Origin of the sequence: Enterobacter cloacae complex sp. P16RS2 (assembly GCF_014982155.1) — a bacterium.
Classification (GTDB): Bacteria; Pseudomonadota; Gammaproteobacteria; order Enterobacterales; family Enterobacteriaceae; genus Enterobacter; species Enterobacter cloacae_M.
Window position 1 is genome coordinate 51,769 of record NZ_JADCKW010000015.1, and the last position, 15,020, is coordinate 66,788.

The 15,020-nt window shown below is 54.5% G+C and carries 17 protein-coding genes; 9 read left to right on the plus strand and 8 right to left on the minus strand.

The window, feature by feature from the left end:
• The first annotated feature begins 62 nt into the window (after positions 1-62).
• On the plus strand, positions 63-344 hold the full coding sequence (locus INF68_RS11415) for a YjcB family protein (RefSeq protein ID WP_109846226.1): 282 nt from the start codon (positions 63-65) through the stop codon (positions 342-344).
• 62 nt (positions 345-406) lie between these two features.
• On the opposite strand, the gene ssb1 is transcribed toward INF68_RS11415, so the two are convergent.
• Positions 407-937 (minus strand): single-stranded DNA-binding protein SSB1, encoded by a 531-nt coding sequence (gene ssb1 / locus INF68_RS11420; protein ID WP_023310055.1) that lies wholly within the window; start codon positions 935-937, stop codon positions 407-409.
• A gap of 251 nt (positions 938-1,188) precedes the next feature.
• Between ssb1 and uvrA the strand changes: the two genes are divergently transcribed.
• A complete protein-coding gene (uvrA, locus tag INF68_RS11425) occupies positions 1,189-4,011 on the plus strand; it encodes an excinuclease ABC subunit UvrA (RefSeq protein WP_042718374.1) in 2,823 nt (940 codons plus the stop codon).
• A gap of 3 nt (positions 4,012-4,014) precedes the next feature.
• On the opposite strand, the gene INF68_RS11430 is transcribed toward uvrA, so the two are convergent.
• From INF68_RS11430 to tyrB, 4 genes are all read right to left on the minus strand, one after another.
• Positions 4,015-4,368 (minus strand): MmcQ/YjbR family DNA-binding protein, encoded by a 354-nt coding sequence (locus INF68_RS11430; protein WP_023310053.1) that lies wholly within the window; start codon positions 4,366-4,368, stop codon positions 4,015-4,017.
• A 2-nt stretch (positions 4,369-4,370) separates the two neighbouring features.
• Complete coding sequence (locus INF68_RS11435; protein WP_023310052.1) at positions 4,371-4,787, minus strand: secondary thiamine-phosphate synthase enzyme YjbQ; 417 nt, start codon at positions 4,785-4,787, stop codon at positions 4,371-4,373.
• A gap of 113 nt (positions 4,788-4,900) precedes the next feature.
• Positions 4,901-5,614, minus strand: coding sequence for an acid phosphatase AphA (aphA, locus tag INF68_RS11440; RefSeq protein WP_032662578.1), 714 nt, complete (start codon positions 5,612-5,614; stop codon positions 4,901-4,903).
• A gap of 319 nt (positions 5,615-5,933) precedes the next feature.
• Positions 5,934-7,127 carry an aromatic amino acid transaminase gene (gene tyrB, locus INF68_RS11445; RefSeq protein WP_126787118.1) on the minus strand — a complete coding sequence of 398 codons (1,194 nt, stop codon included), beginning with the start codon at positions 7,125-7,127 and terminating at the stop codon, positions 5,934-5,936.
• A gap of 206 nt (positions 7,128-7,333) precedes the next feature.
• Between tyrB and INF68_RS11450 the strand changes: the two genes are divergently transcribed.
• The 6 genes from INF68_RS11450 (at position 7,334) to INF68_RS11475 (ending at position 10,273) form a co-directional block, all read left to right on the plus strand.
• Entirely contained in the window at positions 7,334-7,891 is a 558-nt protein-coding gene (locus tag INF68_RS11450) for a DUF2589 domain-containing protein (protein WP_063408997.1), read from the plus strand.
• 74 nt (positions 7,892-7,965) lie between these two features.
• A complete protein-coding gene (locus tag INF68_RS11455) occupies positions 7,966-8,559 on the plus strand; it encodes a DUF2589 domain-containing protein (protein ID WP_109846230.1) in 594 nt (197 codons plus the stop codon).
• Positions 8,559-9,008, plus strand: a complete 450-nt coding sequence (locus tag INF68_RS11460) for a lysozyme (RefSeq protein ID WP_047059578.1) — start codon at positions 8,559-8,561, stop codon at positions 9,006-9,008. The genes INF68_RS11455 and INF68_RS11460 overlap by 1 nt, the downstream gene beginning before the upstream one ends.
• An 18-nt stretch (positions 9,009-9,026) precedes the next feature.
• A complete protein-coding gene (locus tag INF68_RS11465) occupies positions 9,027-9,509 on the plus strand; it encodes a ribonuclease domain-containing protein (RefSeq protein ID WP_109846232.1) in 483 nt (160 codons plus the stop codon).
• Positions 9,510-9,574: 65 nt separating this feature from the next.
• Positions 9,575-9,982, plus strand: coding sequence for a hypothetical protein (locus INF68_RS11470; protein ID WP_126787119.1), 408 nt, complete (start codon positions 9,575-9,577; stop codon positions 9,980-9,982).
• On the plus strand, positions 9,983-10,273 hold the full coding sequence (locus tag INF68_RS11475) for a hypothetical protein (protein WP_032662594.1): 291 nt from the start codon (positions 9,983-9,985) through the stop codon (positions 10,271-10,273).
• Positions 10,274-10,359: 86 nt separating this feature from the next.
• On the opposite strand, the gene INF68_RS11480 is transcribed toward INF68_RS11475, so the two are convergent.
• Complete coding sequence (locus tag INF68_RS11480; RefSeq protein ID WP_233441382.1) at positions 10,360-10,953, minus strand: response regulator transcription factor; 594 nt, start codon at positions 10,951-10,953, stop codon at positions 10,360-10,362.
• 316 nt (positions 10,954-11,269) lie between these two features.
• Here INF68_RS11480 and INF68_RS11485 point away from each other — a divergent pair, with 316 nt between their 5' ends.
• Positions 11,270-12,400, plus strand: a complete 1,131-nt coding sequence (locus INF68_RS11485; RefSeq protein WP_126787121.1) for a hypothetical protein — start codon at positions 11,270-11,272, stop codon at positions 12,398-12,400.
• A gap of 51 nt (positions 12,401-12,451) precedes the next feature.
• Here the strand turns inward: INF68_RS11485 and alr are convergent, their stop codons facing one another.
• Positions 12,452-13,531, minus strand: coding sequence for an alanine racemase (gene alr / locus INF68_RS11490; protein WP_029740224.1), 1,080 nt, complete (start codon positions 13,529-13,531; stop codon positions 12,452-12,454).
• 16 nt (positions 13,532-13,547) lie between these two features.
• Complete coding sequence (gene dnaB / locus INF68_RS11495; protein ID WP_023310046.1) at positions 13,548-14,960, minus strand: replicative DNA helicase; 1,413 nt, start codon at positions 14,958-14,960, stop codon at positions 13,548-13,550.
• Positions 14,961-15,020 lie beyond the last annotated feature (60 nt).

Consider the following 15,020-nt stretch of genomic DNA (forward strand, 5'->3'; position numbering starts at 1 on the left):
CATATTTTGTAACGAGAAACACCGTTTCATTCAGTTCGTCTGTTTTGTAGAGGATGGGTTTTATGGCAACCATTACTACCAGCATGGTTCTCCTGCGCTGGCCTTTGTTGAGTGCGGTACTGATGTTTTTAGCCAGCACGCTGAATATTCAGTTTCGTAAATCTGACTATGCGGGTCTTGCTGTTATCAGCACCCTGCTGGGGCTGGTTGCGGCCTGCTGGTTTGCAACGGGTCTGCTTGGCATTACCCTGCTGGATATCGCCGCCGTCTGGGAAAATATTAAAGTGGTGATGGTTGAGGCGATGAGCCACACGCCGCCAGACTGGCCGATGGTGATAACCTGATCCCTGACGGAATAAAAAAACCCAGACGATAGTCTGGGTTTTTTGTTTTCAGCACGCGGAAATCAGAACGGAATGTCGTCGTCGAAATCCATTGGCGGTTCGTTAGACGGCGCCGGAGCAGACTGCTGCTGCGGACGAGACTGCGCGCCGCCGCTGAACTGGTTGCCGCCCTGCGGCTGCTGAGGCTGACCCCAACCGCCCTGCTGCTGGCTCTGACCGCCGCCAGCCGGTGCGCCACCGCCCTGACGGCCACCCAGCATCTGCATAGTACCGCCCACGTTGACCACGACTTCCGTGGTGTACTTCTCAGCACCGGACTGATCGGTCCATTTGCGGGTACGCAGCTGGCCTTCGATATAGACCTGAGAACCTTTACGCAGATACTCACCGGCCACTTCGGCCAGTTTGCCAAACAGCACAACGCGGTGCCATTCGGTCTGCTCTTTCATCTCACCGGTCGCTTTATCACGCCAGGATTCGGAAGTAGCCAGCGTAATGTTGGCAACTGCGCCACCACTCGGCATGTAGCGTACTTCCGGGTCCTGGCCCAGATTACCGACGAGAATCACCTTGTTTACGCCTCTGCTGGCCATGTTCGTGTCTCCTGAATACGTTTCTTAATAGTGTAAACGCGCGAGTGTACCATTTCCACGCGGCAATTTGCATAGTTGCGTAGTCGGTTCAGAAATCTCTCGCGGACTCGGCATTGTTACACAGCTAATCAGAAAATGCATTCCAATACTGTATATTCAAACAGGTCAAATTGTGTCATAATTAGCCGTTTCTGACAGCCGTTTGTCCTTCAAACAAATCAGGCAATCCGTGTTCCAACCGGGAAAGGTGAATGGATAAGATCGAAGTTCGGGGCGCCCGCACCCACAATCTCAAGAATATCAACCTCATAATCCCTCGCGACAAACTCATTGTCGTGACCGGGCTTTCGGGGTCTGGCAAATCCTCACTGGCTTTCGACACTTTGTATGCCGAAGGACAGCGTCGTTACGTTGAATCGCTCTCTGCGTACGCGCGTCAGTTCCTGTCGCTGATGGAAAAACCGGATGTCGACCACATTGAAGGGTTGTCTCCTGCTATCTCTATTGAGCAGAAGTCCACCTCGCATAACCCGCGTTCAACGGTCGGTACCATTACCGAAATTCATGACTACCTGCGTCTGCTGTATGCCCGCGTGGGCGAGCCGCGCTGCCCGGACCACGACGTCCCGCTGGCGGCCCAGACCGTCAGCCAGATGGTGGATAACGTGCTGTCGCAGCCGGAAGGCAAACGCCTGATGCTGCTGGCGCCGATCATTAAAGAGCGAAAAGGCGAACACACCAAAACGCTGGAAAACCTGGCAAGCCAGGGCTATATCCGCGCCCGTATCGACGGCGAAGTGTGCGACCTGTCCGATCCGCCAAAGCTGGAGCTGCAGAAGAAGCACACCATCGAAGTGGTGATTGACCGCTTTAAGGTGCGCGACGATCTCGCCACGCGCCTGGCGGAATCCTTTGAAACGGCGCTGGAACTCTCTGGCGGCACGGCCGTGGTCTCCGACATGGACGACCCAAAAGCGGAAGAGCTGCTCTTCTCCGCCAACTTCGCCTGCCCGATTTGCGGCTACAGCATGCGCGAGCTGGAACCGCGCCTGTTCTCATTCAACAACCCGGCGGGCGCGTGTCCGACCTGTGACGGCCTGGGCGTCCAGCAGTATTTCGACCCGGACCGCGTGATTCAGAACCCGGAACTGTCGCTGGCGGGCGGCGCCATTCGCGGCTGGGACAAGCGTAACTTCTACTACTTCCAGATGCTGAAATCGCTGGCAGAGCACTACAAGTTCGACGTTGAAGCGCCGTGGGCGAGCCTGAGCCCGAACGTGCACAAAGTGATCCTGTTCGGTTCCGGCAAAGAGAACATCGAGTTCAAGTATATGAACGATCGCGGCGATACCTCCGTGCGTCGCCACCCGTTCGAAGGGGTGCTGCACAACATGGAGCGCCGCTACAAAGAGACCGAATCCAGCGCGGTGCGCGAGGAGCTGGCAAAGTTCATCAGCAACCGCTCCTGCGCCACCTGTGAGGGTACGCGTCTGCGTCGCGAAGCGCGCCACGTGTTTGTGGAAAACACCGCGCTGCCGACCATCTCAGACATGAGCATCGGTCACGCGATGGACTTCTTCAACAACCTGAAGCTCTCCGGCCAGCGCGCGAAAATTGCCGAAAAAGTGCTGAAAGAGATCGGCGATCGCCTGAAGTTCCTGGTGAACGTTGGCCTGAACTACCTGACGCTTTCCCGCTCGGCTGAAACGCTCTCCGGTGGTGAAGCGCAGCGTATTCGTCTGGCCAGCCAGATTGGCGCGGGCTTAGTCGGCGTGATGTACGTGCTGGATGAGCCGTCCATCGGCCTGCACCAGCGCGACAACGAGCGCCTGCTCGGGACGCTGGTTCACCTGCGCAACCTCGGCAACACGGTAATTGTGGTCGAGCACGATGAAGATGCGATCCGCGCGGCTGACCACGTCATCGACATTGGCCCAGGCGCTGGCGTACACGGCGGCCAGGTGGTCGCGGAAGGGACGCTGAAGGACATCATGGCGGTGCCCGAATCGCTGACCGGCCAGTACATGAGCGGCAAGCGCAAGATTGAAGTGCCGAAACAGCGCGTAGCGGCAGATCCGGAAAAAGTGCTGAAGCTGACCGGCGCGCGCGGCAACAACCTGAAAGACGTCACCCTGACGCTGCCGGTTGGCCTGTTTACCTGCATCACCGGCGTGTCCGGTTCCGGTAAATCGACGCTGATCAACGATACGCTGTTCCCGATTGCGCAGACGGCGCTGAACGGCGCGACGCTGGCCGAGCCTGCACCGTACCGCGACATTCAGGGGCTGGAGCATTTCGATAAAGTTATCGATATCGACCAGAGCCCGATTGGCCGTACGCCGCGCTCTAACCCGGCAACCTATACCGGTGTTTTCACGCCGGTGCGTGAACTGTTTGCCGGTGTGCCGGAGGCGCGCTCACGCGGGTATACGCCAGGACGTTTCAGCTTTAACGTGCGCGGTGGCCGCTGCGAAGCGTGCCAGGGCGATGGCGTGATCAAGGTTGAGATGCACTTCCTGCCGGATATCTACGTGCCGTGCGACCAGTGCAAAGGCAAACGCTATAACCGCGAAACGCTGGAGATTAAGTACAAGGGCAAGACCATCCACGAAGTGCTGGACATGACCATCGAAGAGGCGCGCGAGTTCTTTGACGCCGTCCCTGCGCTGGCACGTAAGCTGCAGACGCTGATGGACGTAGGCCTGACCTACATTCGTCTGGGACAGTCCGCAACCACGCTGTCCGGCGGTGAAGCGCAGCGCGTGAAGCTGGCGCGTGAGCTGTCAAAACGCGGCACCGGTCAGACGCTCTACATTCTGGACGAGCCGACTACGGGCCTGCACTTTGCCGACATCCAGCAGCTGCTCGAGGTTCTGCATCAGCTGCGCGATCAGGGCAACACTATCGTGGTCATCGAACATAACCTGGACGTGATTAAAACCGCGGACTGGATTGTCGATCTCGGCCCGGAAGGCGGCAGCGGCGGCGGTGAAATCCTCGTCTCCGGTACGCCAGAGACCGTTGCAGAGTGCGAAGCCTCGCACACCGCGCGCTTCCTTAAACCGTTGCTGTAATTGTCACACGGAGAGTTGCTGTCGGGTGGTTTCCGGCAGCAGCTCAACCGCCTGCTGATAGGACGCATCCACCAGGTAGTAGATCTGTGAGCCTGGAATCGATCCATCCAGATAGACGGTGCTCCAGTGCGCCTTATTGAGGTGCTTGCTCGGCCTCACGTCATCATGCTGTTGACGTAGCAAATCCGCCAGTTCAGGGCTGGTTTTCAGCGATGCCGCCGGACGGCCTTCCACCTCTTTCACCATAGCAAACAGGACATCTCCCACTTTAATCTGCGTGGCTTTCCAGTCGCTATGAACGCTCTGCTCCGCGCCAGGCTTGCTCATGCAGTACTGAAGTATCTCCGAAATTGTCATCTTTATTCCCCTTGTAGCGTGGCGATAATTTTACGCGAACCACCGTGAATGCGATGCTCTCCCAGCCAGATCCCCTGCCACGTTCCCAACAGCAGCCGCCCGTTGTGAACCGGCAGCATCAACGATACGCCCAGCAGGGAGGATTTAATATGCGAAGGCATATCGTCCGCCCCCTCATAGTCATGCTCGTAAGGCGCGTTGTCCGGGACGCTCTTCAAAAAATGGTGCTCCATATCGGACCGGACGGTGGGATCGCAATTTTCATTAAGCGTGAGAGAGGCGGACGTGTGCTGAAGCAGCAGATGCAGCAAACCCGTTTTCACCCGCGACAGGTCGCGGAGTTGACCGATGACTTCATCCGTCACCAGGTGAAATCCGCGTGGTTTAGCGCTTAAGGTCAGGGTCTGTTGGTACCACATGTGCTGCTCCGTGATGAAAGATGAATCTTTCTAAGTGTGCAGCAAGAAGACGAAAGGTAAAACCCGCAGCAGCGAGATTTGATTAAAAAAGAGTCAAACCCGCTGCCATGTACTTAATACTCCGAATTGACGATCACCTCTTCGCCAAACTTTCCGGCCATCGGAAGCGGTCGATAGGTCGAGTTAGAGGCGCGCAACACCCTGATCCCTCTGGCTCCCACGTCATGCGCGGCGGTGATGTCGTTATCCGAATCGCCGTAGAATACTTTGATATTTTTCTTTTCCAGCCACTGGGTTTTGGTGTTTTGCCCTTCTTTGTCACCGGCAAAAATGACCGGATTCATGCTGGTCGCCGGGATCTGGAAATCATCCTGCAGCGTTTTAGAGACGGTTTCGGTTTTGGTCTGACTGCGGCCGGTGACAAAGTAGATGCTGTCACCGCGCTTCACGTGCATAGCAATAAGCGCACGGGCAACCTCTTTCGGGATGCTGAATTCGTCCCAACCGTTATTCATTTTTTCCCAGAATTCCGGGTTCTTCAGATACGCTTCGCTGTCGGGTGAATACGTTTTCTTCCCGCGCCAGAAGCCGGGGCTTGAGAACAGCACGGTATCGTCAATGTCAAAACCCACGGCCATTGGCGCACGGCCGATCAGGCTGTTTTCGATTTGGGCCACGGAAACCCAGTGAATGGGCGCCTGCTCGGCGAGAATGGCGGCGGTGGTGCCGGTGTAAAGCGGCGTCGGGGCAGAAGCTCGCGCGACGACGGCGCTATTAAGCGAGAACAATAAGCAGGCGGCGCTGAGCGCCAGTGTGATCTTGCGCATATTTTCCCCTGAACATTCAGTTTGTTATCGTTTTAATTTGAGTAGATGGTCAAAAAACTATCCGACCATAACCCCAGCGGGAGGTGAAGGGAAGGAGTTTTTGCTTATGAAGCTGAATAAAAAGAAGACGATCACAAAGCGCCGGGCAAGGTTTTTGTGCGGCCAGATGCCCTCACCCCAGCCCTCTCCCATAGGGAGAGGGAGAACACCCAGCCCGTAGGCCCGGTAAGCGAAGCGCCACCGGGCAAGGTTTTGTGCGGCCAGATGCCCTCACCCCGCCCCTCTCCTACAGGGAGAGGGGGAAGCGAATAGTAAGTACTTACATTACAGCAGCAAAGGCCTGCGCCACGCGATGAACGTTGCTGGCATTCAAACCCGCTACGCACATACGGCCGCTGGCGATCAGGTAAACGCCGAACTCTTCGCGCAGGCGATCGACCTGCGCCGCGCTCAGTCCGGTATAGCTGAACATCCCGCGCTGCTTGAGCAGATAGTCGAAGTTATGCCCCGGCACGGCCTCTTTCAGCACGTTAACCAGCTCCTGACGCATGGACAGGATGCGCTTACGCATCGCTTCCACTTCGGCAAGCCAGGACGCTTTCAGCTGTTCGTCGCCGAGAACCGTCGCCACCACCTGCGCACCAAAGTTTGGCGGGCTGGAGTAAATACGGCGCACCGTCGCCTTCAGCTGGCCGAGCACGCGACCCGCCGCTTCGGCGTCTTCACAGACCACGGACAGACCGCCAACGCGTTCACCGTACAGGGAGAAGATTTTAGAGAAGGAGTTGCTGACCAGCGCTGGCAGACCTGCGCTGGCCACGGCGCGGATGGCGTAAGCATCTTCTTCCATGCCCGCGCCAAAGCCCTGGTAGGCAATGTCGAGGAACGGAATCAGGTCGCGGGCCTTCAGTACCTCAATCACCGCATCCCACTGGGCGTTGGTGAGATCTGCCCCGGTCGGGTTATGGCAGCATGGATGCAGCAGCACAATGCTGCGCGCCGGCAGCGTGTTCAGTTTTTCCAGCAGCGCTTCAACGCGCACGCCGTTCGTTTCGCTGTCGAACCACGGATAGGTCGCCACTTTGAAACCTGCGCCCTCGAAGATAGCAACGTGGTTTTCCCACGTCGGGTCACTGACCCACACGCCTGAATCCGGGAAGTATTTTTTCAGGAAGTCTGCACCCACTTTCAGCGCACCCGAGCCGCCCAGCGTCTGGATGGTCGCCACGCGTTTTTGCGCGAGCACCGCGTGATCGGCACCGAATAACAGCGGAGCGATGGTGTTGCGGTAGGCGTTTAACCCTTCCATCGGCAGATAAAGAGAAGCACCGTGTGGAACAGCGTTCAGACGCGCTTCGGCTTCGGCAACGGCTTTTAATTGAGGAATGATGCCATCCTCGTTGTAATACAGACCGATGCTGAGGTTCACTTTGTCGCTGCGAGGATCTTCTTTGAAACGCTCCATTAAGGAGAGGATAGGGTCGCCGGCATAGGCGTCAACTTTCTGAAACACGCGATGGTTCTCCGGAATTCGATGAGGCAGGGATTTCAACAATAAACCGGAATATCACTCAACACCACCCCTGAAGATTATCCTGCGATCGGCATAGGTTTTTTGCGTCCTCTCGCCATGCCATTTACCCAATATTTTCCCCTTCTCGCTTTCCGTAATGTGGCTCCTGCGCAACCGCGCATTCACTGATTCAAGGAGTTCACATCATGGATTCACAATTTATTGGTTCAGTTATTAACGCCCTGCCGCTGGAACATATGATCGGCGGTCCGCTGCAGGCGATGATCAAAGCACAGGTCCAGGCGAGCAAGTCCTATACCGACTTCCTGCTCTCCGTCTGTATTAAAGACGGCAAAGCTGTCGCGATCGAGTTTGACTACGACGAAACCGTGGTAGACGAACAGGGGGTCAATAAAGGCAGCGTGACCCGCAAGATGAGTATTCCGCTCCTGGCGGCGGTCACCCACCCCATCATCTGCATCGAGGACGGCACCATCGACTTTGAGCTTGAAGTGAGCCAGAGCGAAGCCAGTTCCAGCAGCACCGAAGCGGAGGCTTCCGTGGAAGCGTCCATCGGCTGGGGCGTTTTCAAAGCGAAAATGACCGGCAAGGTCTCCCACAAATCGGAGCAGACCCGTTCGACCGATACACGCGCGAAATATTCCATTCATACCCAGATTAAACGCCAGGAGCCTCCTGAAGCTCTGCAGCGCGTGATTGATTACCTGACCAACGCCAAAACCAAGCCTGTCGCCGCGCAATAATCTTCCACGCCGCGACATACGTGCGATTCCGTAACGCAGGGGCTACCCGGGTAGCCCTTTTCCAGGAGCGAAATATGTCTTTTAAAAAATGGCTGCGCGGCGGCAAGGATGAGGAGCCGGAAAACAAGACGGGCAAAGAGGATGAAGGCACGCCGCCGACACAGGAAAACACGCCTCCAGCCGATATTCCCGGCGTGCCGATCTCGCTTGAAGATATCACGCGCGGGATGCAGTACGCGGCCACTGCGGCCAACGAACTGATTGCTCAGCAGTATATGAAGGCGCTGGATCCCTTTTTCGAACCCGCAGAAGACGGTTCGTTAATTCCACGCACGGTACAGCTGGCGCTGGATGAAAAGCACTACTTTGACCTGCCCTTAGTCGCGCTTTCGACACCGCGCGGGCTGATGCTGGAAAAGATGAAGGTCAACCTGACGATCCGCACGGAAGGCATGCAGGCGCCTTCCCGCCAGTCCGGTGAAAACGAATTTGGCCGCTTTCACGTCAGCCTTTCGCCTTCCAGCGATAACAAAGGCGGGCGTGACAGCCGCCACGTCGATGTAGAGATGCAATTTACCGCACTTGAGCCACCGGAAAGCGTCATGCGTTTGATTGACGAATACACCAACAAGGTGATTCCCCGCCCGAAAGCAGAGGAGACTCCGTAATGCAAAAACAACCAGAACGTACAGGTGACAAGGGCATTCAGCTTATTTGCCAGTTTGAAGGGCTGAGGCTGGAGCGTTATCGCGATGCCGTAGGTTTATGGACCATCGGTTACGGCCATTTGATCCTCAAAGAGGAGATGGAAAAGCTCACCAAAATTACCACCGGCGAAGCCAAAGATCTGCTGCGCAAAGATCTGAAACGCACCGAGGACGGCGTGAAAAAACTGCTGAACAACGCTTCGACACAGAACCAATTCGACGCGCTGGTTTCGTTCGCCTTCAACCTTGGCGTGGGCAATTTAAAGAAATCCACGCTGCTCAAAAAATTCAACGCAGGCGATATCCAGGGCGCCGCACTGCAGTTCAAAAGCTGGAATAAGGCAGGCGGTAAGGTTTTGACCGGGCTTACCCGACGCCGCGAGGCGGAAATGAAGCTATTTCTTAGTTAATTCAACAGGAAAATTACAATGAAACCACTATCCATAGTGAAAATGGCCGTACTGTCTGTTTCGTTATTCAACGTGTTACAGGCAACTGCCGCCATGCCAACCTGCGAAGAGGAAATAAAGGAAGCCAACGCCTTTTTATCTTCTCAGGGTATGGTGCCCGTCAATAACGTGACCGATCTGGCTACAACGCTTCGTCATATAAAAAATTTTGGGCGCCTGCCCGACCGCTATATTACCTCGGATGAGGCTAAACGCCTCGGCTGGTCGGGAAGTGAAAGCGAATCGCTTTGGGGTCTTAAACCCACCAATCAAAAATGGATCGGTGGCGATAAATACAGCCATCGCGCTCTTCCTGTCAGTCAGCCCTGGCTTAGCGCGGATGTCGATGTCGTGAAGGGGTATCGCTCTCCCAAGCGTCTGATTTACAGCCTGTCAGGGCAACAGCGCTTTATTACAACCGATAAGTATCAGCATATTGTTGAGCTGGATCCCTGCCAATAATAAGCGCCCGTTACGATAATAAATCCCCTTTTCCGAGGGGATTTATCCTTGCAGAGGATGAACGTATGTCTGACATCTATCTCCCGACCCTCATCAGTGAAGCCTTGCTGGCTTTTTCAGGTTTATTTGGCGGCGTCAGTATCTCGTTTTTCTGGCAACCGCAGCGATTGCACCAGCACAGCCGATTTATGGCAGGCATTATTTTTGGTGGAATCAGCATGGGCGCGGCCGTCGCATTAGGTGGATTAGCAGCCCGCTGGTTAAAGATAGACCTTAATCAGGCCGATATCACGCTTGGTTTAGGGTATATCCTCGGGGCAATGAGTAATGGCCTGATCGTCTGGCTGGCAAACTTTTTTCGCCGGCATGAACAACGCGATATTTTTGATGTTGCAAGCGTCATCAAAAGTAAAGTCAGACATGAATCACTTCCTCCGCCTGATTTAACCCACAACAAACCCGATGGAGAATAAATGCTTAACATAATGAATGGCTGGGTGCTTCCCTTTATTATCTTCGTCGACCTGATAACATCGCTGCTGATTTTGTTTGCCGCCTATAGCCGAAGAGTCCATGCCCTGCCGGTAATGTGTAAAATTGGCTTAGCCGCCCTCGCCTTTGGTTTTTTTGGTGAGAGCAGCTTAAACATGAAATTTATTCTTACCGGTGCTGATATACTGAGTGACAGCTTTCCATTCTGGCTATTGCAGGACTTCGGAACGCTGGTGGTGGTGATATATTATTTCAAATCTCAGTACCGTTAAAAAAAACAAAGCGCAACAGAGGTCTGTCTGTTGCGCTTTTCACTTAACGCATTTTGACTGCAGCCCTTCGCTTTGCTGGAAATCGACTAATTAGACATATATTTAAAATAGAGCATTGCGGCCTGTGTCCGATTGTTGACCTGTAATCGGTGAAAGATGGATTCAAGATGTACTTTGACCGTACCTGCACTGATATTCAATTGCCGGCTGATCTGCTTATTTGTTCCTCCATTCGCCAGCAGCTTAAGAACTTCCTTCTGCCGACGACTCAGGGAGTAGATCGGCAACCCGCCAGCGGATTGATCTCGCTGGACCACGGCTTGCTCCGGAAAACAGACCACCCCCGAGGAGACCATGCAAAGTATCTGGCTGATTTTCTCGGCGGGGAGATCCTTGGTAAAAATGCCCTTAATGCTTTGGCGGATGTAGAAGTTGAATATCTTATCCGTCGTTTTTCGTAACATCACCACGATCGGTAGCTCAGGCCAGTTTGTCATCAAATTAGTGATAAAATCACGGCACTTCATTTCACCATCCAGCAAAATAATGCCGACCGGCATAGAGGTTAAAATTGCGTGTGCATCTTCAAAATTGTTCGCTGCAAAAACAGTGCATTCCGGCATTACGCGTTCCAGCTCTGTTTTCATACCGTGAATGAAGATCGGTAACTCATCGATCATTAATATATTCATCGTAGCATAACCCCGTGTGAAATCTATTTTCTTAAGTTATTCAACCCACTTATTCCGAAATTAAGTATGCGTGCTATTACAAAACTGTAAAAACAGCATTCGGCATAAGGCAAACGTCATATACCCAAAGCAAAAGTTAAGCAGTACTACACATTAAACATAGCGATGTTTAATTAAGAACGATCTTATCGTTATCAAAAATAGCCTGGGCTTAATAGCATATTCCCCGAAAAATTGCTGACACATATTATTTAACTGCACGCGTGCCATCCACCTACATATTAATATTTCAATGAGGTCATTTATGACAATACTAACAGTATATTTCTGTGGTACTGGATCTAATAAATTTGATGAGTCTCATGCTAATTACTGGAACGGCGAGCTCATCTCTTCTCTGGCAGCCAATAACAAGGGTAAAGAGTTCGCCGAATGGGTCATTCTTGATGGCCCGGGGAGCGGCAATCTACAAAGCGATGAGCTTTGGGTCAAAAGCGGAGAATATTCTCAGCTTCGCGCCCAGCTTCTGGGCAGCGGCTGGAATGAGAATGTTCAGCATGCGATTAATATTATCAAAGGCCACGTTGACTGGCAGCGTGAGAAGCTCACAAAAGAAAACTATGAGCAGCTTAAAAAGGCGGGCGTGCCGATTCAGGACGTTGAGGTTACCGGTTCCTTTTGGTGGCGCAAATATGACTATGGCGATCGTAAAGTGACACAGCAGGCGCTGCAGCAGCAAATCATCAAAACCTTCCGTCAGGGTCAGATCCTACCCACTCAGGTGAACCTTGTTGGGTGGAGCCGGGGCGGAATTAGCTGTCATATGCTTGCCAATGCAATGCTTGCCGATCCCCTTTTAACGACGATTCCGGTGAATATTTTTGTGGTCGATCCGGTTCCGGGTATGGGTAATTTCCAGGCGGACAAAGTCACTCTGGGCAGCAACGTTAAGGAGTATGTGGCTTTCTATGCCAGACATGAGCGATCAAAAGGTTTCTCGTGCGTCATTCCACAGACCGATAGCACGACAAAAGTACATATTTATCCCATGTCTGGTCGCCACGCTACGCTGGTGGGGAATGCTTCGGCCAATGGGAATAGCGGGGAAAAAGTGGTCCATGAGCCCGGCACGATCGTGCGTCATTTTGCAGAAGTTTGTCTGCAAAGATGGGGCGTCACGCTGGATAAAAAGCTCAATCTGGATGGAGTGCAGCTGCTGGAATTGCACCAGTCCATTCAGCGTAACGCTCCGCTATTCGCCGAGATGCAAAAAACGGTGTACACCATTTCGGAAAACGATGGAGGGGAGCGCTATGTCTCGCTGGGCAGCACTGGAAAACGTTTCTCGTCCATCCAGGGTTCGCGCTTCAGTCCGGAGTCAGGGCTCGCGTCGGATTATTTGACTAATCAGGCGATCTATAACGTGTTGAAATAAGAGTTACGCGTCCAACGGCAGCTTATGCCGTTGGACTACTCTATGCGAGTCTCAGTCGATGTACTTCATCGCCACCCTTGACGTCAGGCGCGTGATAAGTTCGTAAGCACTCACTTTCGTAATTTCAGCAATGCGTTCAACGGGCAGACCTTCGCCCCACATCACGACATCGTCGCCGGGCTTATCCTGGGCTTCAGGCCCCAGATCGACACAAATCATGTCCATCGCCACGCGGCCAACAATCTTCACCTCGCGACCGTTGACCAGAACCGGCGTGCCCGAAGGCGCGGCGCGCGGATAGCCGTCACCATAGCCCATCGCCACCACGCCGAGACGGGTATCACGCTCGCTGGTCCAGGTACCGCCGTAGCCCACCGGCTCGCCCGCTTTATGGTCACGCACGGCAATCAGGTTAGAGACCAGCGACATGACCGGCTGGAAGCCAAAGTCCGGCCCCCAGGGTTTGTTCTCCAGCGGCGACACGCCGTAGAGAATAATGCCCGGTCGCGCCCAGTCGAAATGCGACTGCGGCCACAGCAGAATACCGCCGGATGCCGCAATCGAGCGCATACCCGGCTTGCCTTCGCAGAAGGTGTTAAAGATATCTAGCTGCCGCTCGGTCGCTCCGCACTCGGGCTCATCGGCGCGGGCGAAGTGGCTGACGATATTCACCGGCTGGCGCACGTTTTTGCACCGGCATAAACGCTGATAAAACGCTTCCGCGCTTTCCGGACGCACGCCCAGACGGTGCATGCCCGTGTCGAGCTTCATCCAGACGGTCACCGGCTCGCTCAGTTCGGCGGTTTCGAGTGCGGTTAGCTGTTCTTCGTTATGTACCGCCGTGTGCAGATGCTGGTCAGCAATGGTCGGCAGATCGCTGGCTTCGAAAAAGCCTTCGAGGAGCAGTATGGGTTGAGTAATACCGCCCGCGCGCAGGCGGAGGGCTTCTTCAAGACGGGCGACGCCAAAGGCGTCGGCATCGGGGAGCGTTCGCGCGGTCTCAAGAAGACCGTGTCCGTAAGCGTTCGCTTTCACGACTGCAACGAGCTTGCTGGCAGGCGCCAGTTCACGCAGACGTTGCAGGTTGTGTCGCAGAGCGCGGCGGTTAATAACAACAGTTGCCGCTTGCATTTAAATTCCTTAGAAATTACTCATCATCATATTGAGGACCGGCATAGTTGTCGAAACGCGACCACTGTCCGTTAAAGGTCAGACGCACCGTCCCGATTGGGCCGTTACGTTGTTTACCAATAATAATTTCGGCGATCCCTTTCAGGTCGCTGTTCTCGTGATAAACCTCATCACGGTAGATGAACATGATTAAGTCGGCATCCTGCTCGATGGAGCCGGACTCACGCAGGTCAGAGTTGACCGGGCGCTTGTCGGCGCGTTGTTCCAGAGAGCGGTTCAGCTGCGACAGCGCGACTACCGGTACGTGCAGCTCTTTGGCTAACGCCTTGAGCGAGCGGGAAATCTCCGCAATTTCAAGCGTACGGTTGTCGGAAAGCGACGGGACGCGCATCAGCTGAAGGTAGTCGATCATGATGAGACCGATGCCACCGTGTTCACGGGCGATACGGCGCGCGCGGGAGCGCACTTCCGTCGGCGTCAGGCCGGACGAGTCATCGATATAGATGTTACGTTTTTCCAGCAGAATGCCCATGGTGCCGGAGATGCGCGCCCAGTCTTCATCATCGAGCTGGCCGGTACGAATGCGGGTCTGATCCACGCGCGACAGCGACGCCAGAGAACGCATCATAATCTGCTCGGAGGGCATCTCAAGGCTGAAGATAAGTACCGGCTTATCCTGCAACATCGCCGCGTTTTCGACGAGGTTCATCGCAAAGGTAGTTTTCCCCATCGACGGACGCGCGGCGACGATAATCAAATCCGACGGCTGCAGGCCGGCAGTTTTCTTGTTCAAATCGTCATAGCCGGTGTTTACCCCGGTCACACCGTCGTGCGGCTGCTGGAACAGCTGTTCAATACGGGCAACGGTGGCGTCGAGGACATCGGCGATGTTTTTTGGGCCTTCGTCTTTATTGGCGCGGCTTTCGGCGATTTTAAAGACACGGGATTCAGCGAGGTCGAGCAGGTCTTCGCTGGTGCGCCCCTGCGGATCAAAACCGGCCTCGGCGATCTCATTCGCCACCGAGATCATCTCGCGAACGACGGCTCGTTCGCGCACGATATCGGCATAAGCGCTGATGTTCGCCGCACTAGGCGTGTTTTTTGACAGTTCCGCCAGATAGGCAAACCCGCCGCAGCTGTCGAGCTGGCCAAGACGCTCCAGCGATTCCGCGAGCGTGATCAGGTCGATCGGACTGCCCGATTCCTGCAGGCGCGCCATTTCAGTAAAGATGTGGCGGTGCGGGCGGGTGTAGAAATCTTCCGCTACGACGCGCTCGGCGACGTCGTCCCAGCGCTCGTTATCCAGCATTAAACCGCCCAACACCGACTGTTCCGCTTCAATCGAGTGCGGCGGGACCTTTAACCCTGCGACCTGGAAATCACGCTCGCGAGGTTCAGTCTGTTTGTTGAAGGGTTTGTTTCCTGCCATAGTGAATGGAGTTACCGAGATAAAGAGTGGGTCGAAAGATTACCATATTTTTCTTACGGA

Excerpts from the sequence above, each read along its gene's own strand:
- INF68_RS11415 (WP_109846226.1), top strand. The coding sequence starts at position 63 with ATGGCAACCATTACTACCAGCATGGTTCTCCTGCGCTGGCCTTTGTTG.
- ssb1 (WP_023310055.1), bottom strand. The coding sequence starts at position 937 with ATGGCCAGCAGAGGCGTAAACAAGGTGATTCTCGTCGGTAATCTGGGC.
- uvrA (WP_042718374.1), top strand. The coding sequence starts at position 1,189 with ATGGATAAGATCGAAGTTCGGGGCGCCCGCACCCACAATCTCAAGAAT.
- INF68_RS11430 (WP_023310053.1), bottom strand. The coding sequence starts at position 4,368 with ATGACAATTTCGGAGATACTTCAGTACTGCATGAGCAAGCCTGGCGCG.
- INF68_RS11435 (WP_023310052.1), bottom strand. The coding sequence starts at position 4,787 with ATGTGGTACCAACAGACCCTGACCTTAAGCGCTAAACCACGCGGATTT.
- aphA (WP_032662578.1), bottom strand. The coding sequence starts at position 5,614 with ATGCGCAAGATCACACTGGCGCTCAGCGCCGCCTGCTTATTGTTCTCG.
- INF68_RS11450 (WP_063408997.1), top strand. The coding sequence starts at position 7,334 with ATGGATTCACAATTTATTGGTTCAGTTATTAACGCCCTGCCGCTGGAA.
- INF68_RS11455 (WP_109846230.1), top strand. The coding sequence starts at position 7,966 with ATGTCTTTTAAAAAATGGCTGCGCGGCGGCAAGGATGAGGAGCCGGAA.
- INF68_RS11460 (WP_047059578.1), top strand. The coding sequence starts at position 8,559 with ATGCAAAAACAACCAGAACGTACAGGTGACAAGGGCATTCAGCTTATT.
- INF68_RS11465 (WP_109846232.1), top strand. The coding sequence starts at position 9,027 with ATGAAACCACTATCCATAGTGAAAATGGCCGTACTGTCTGTTTCGTTA.
- INF68_RS11470 (WP_126787119.1), top strand. The coding sequence starts at position 9,575 with ATGTCTGACATCTATCTCCCGACCCTCATCAGTGAAGCCTTGCTGGCT.
- INF68_RS11475 (WP_032662594.1), top strand. The coding sequence starts at position 9,983 with ATGCTTAACATAATGAATGGCTGGGTGCTTCCCTTTATTATCTTCGTC.
- INF68_RS11480 (WP_233441382.1), bottom strand. The coding sequence starts at position 10,953 with ATGATCGATGAGTTACCGATCTTCATTCACGGTATGAAAACAGAGCTG.
- INF68_RS11485 (WP_126787121.1), top strand. The coding sequence starts at position 11,270 with ATGACAATACTAACAGTATATTTCTGTGGTACTGGATCTAATAAATTT.
- alr (WP_029740224.1), bottom strand. The coding sequence starts at position 13,531 with ATGCAAGCGGCAACTGTTGTTATTAACCGCCGCGCTCTGCGACACAAC.
- dnaB (WP_023310046.1), bottom strand. The coding sequence starts at position 14,960 with ATGGCAGGAAACAAACCCTTCAACAAACAGACTGAACCTCGCGAGCGT.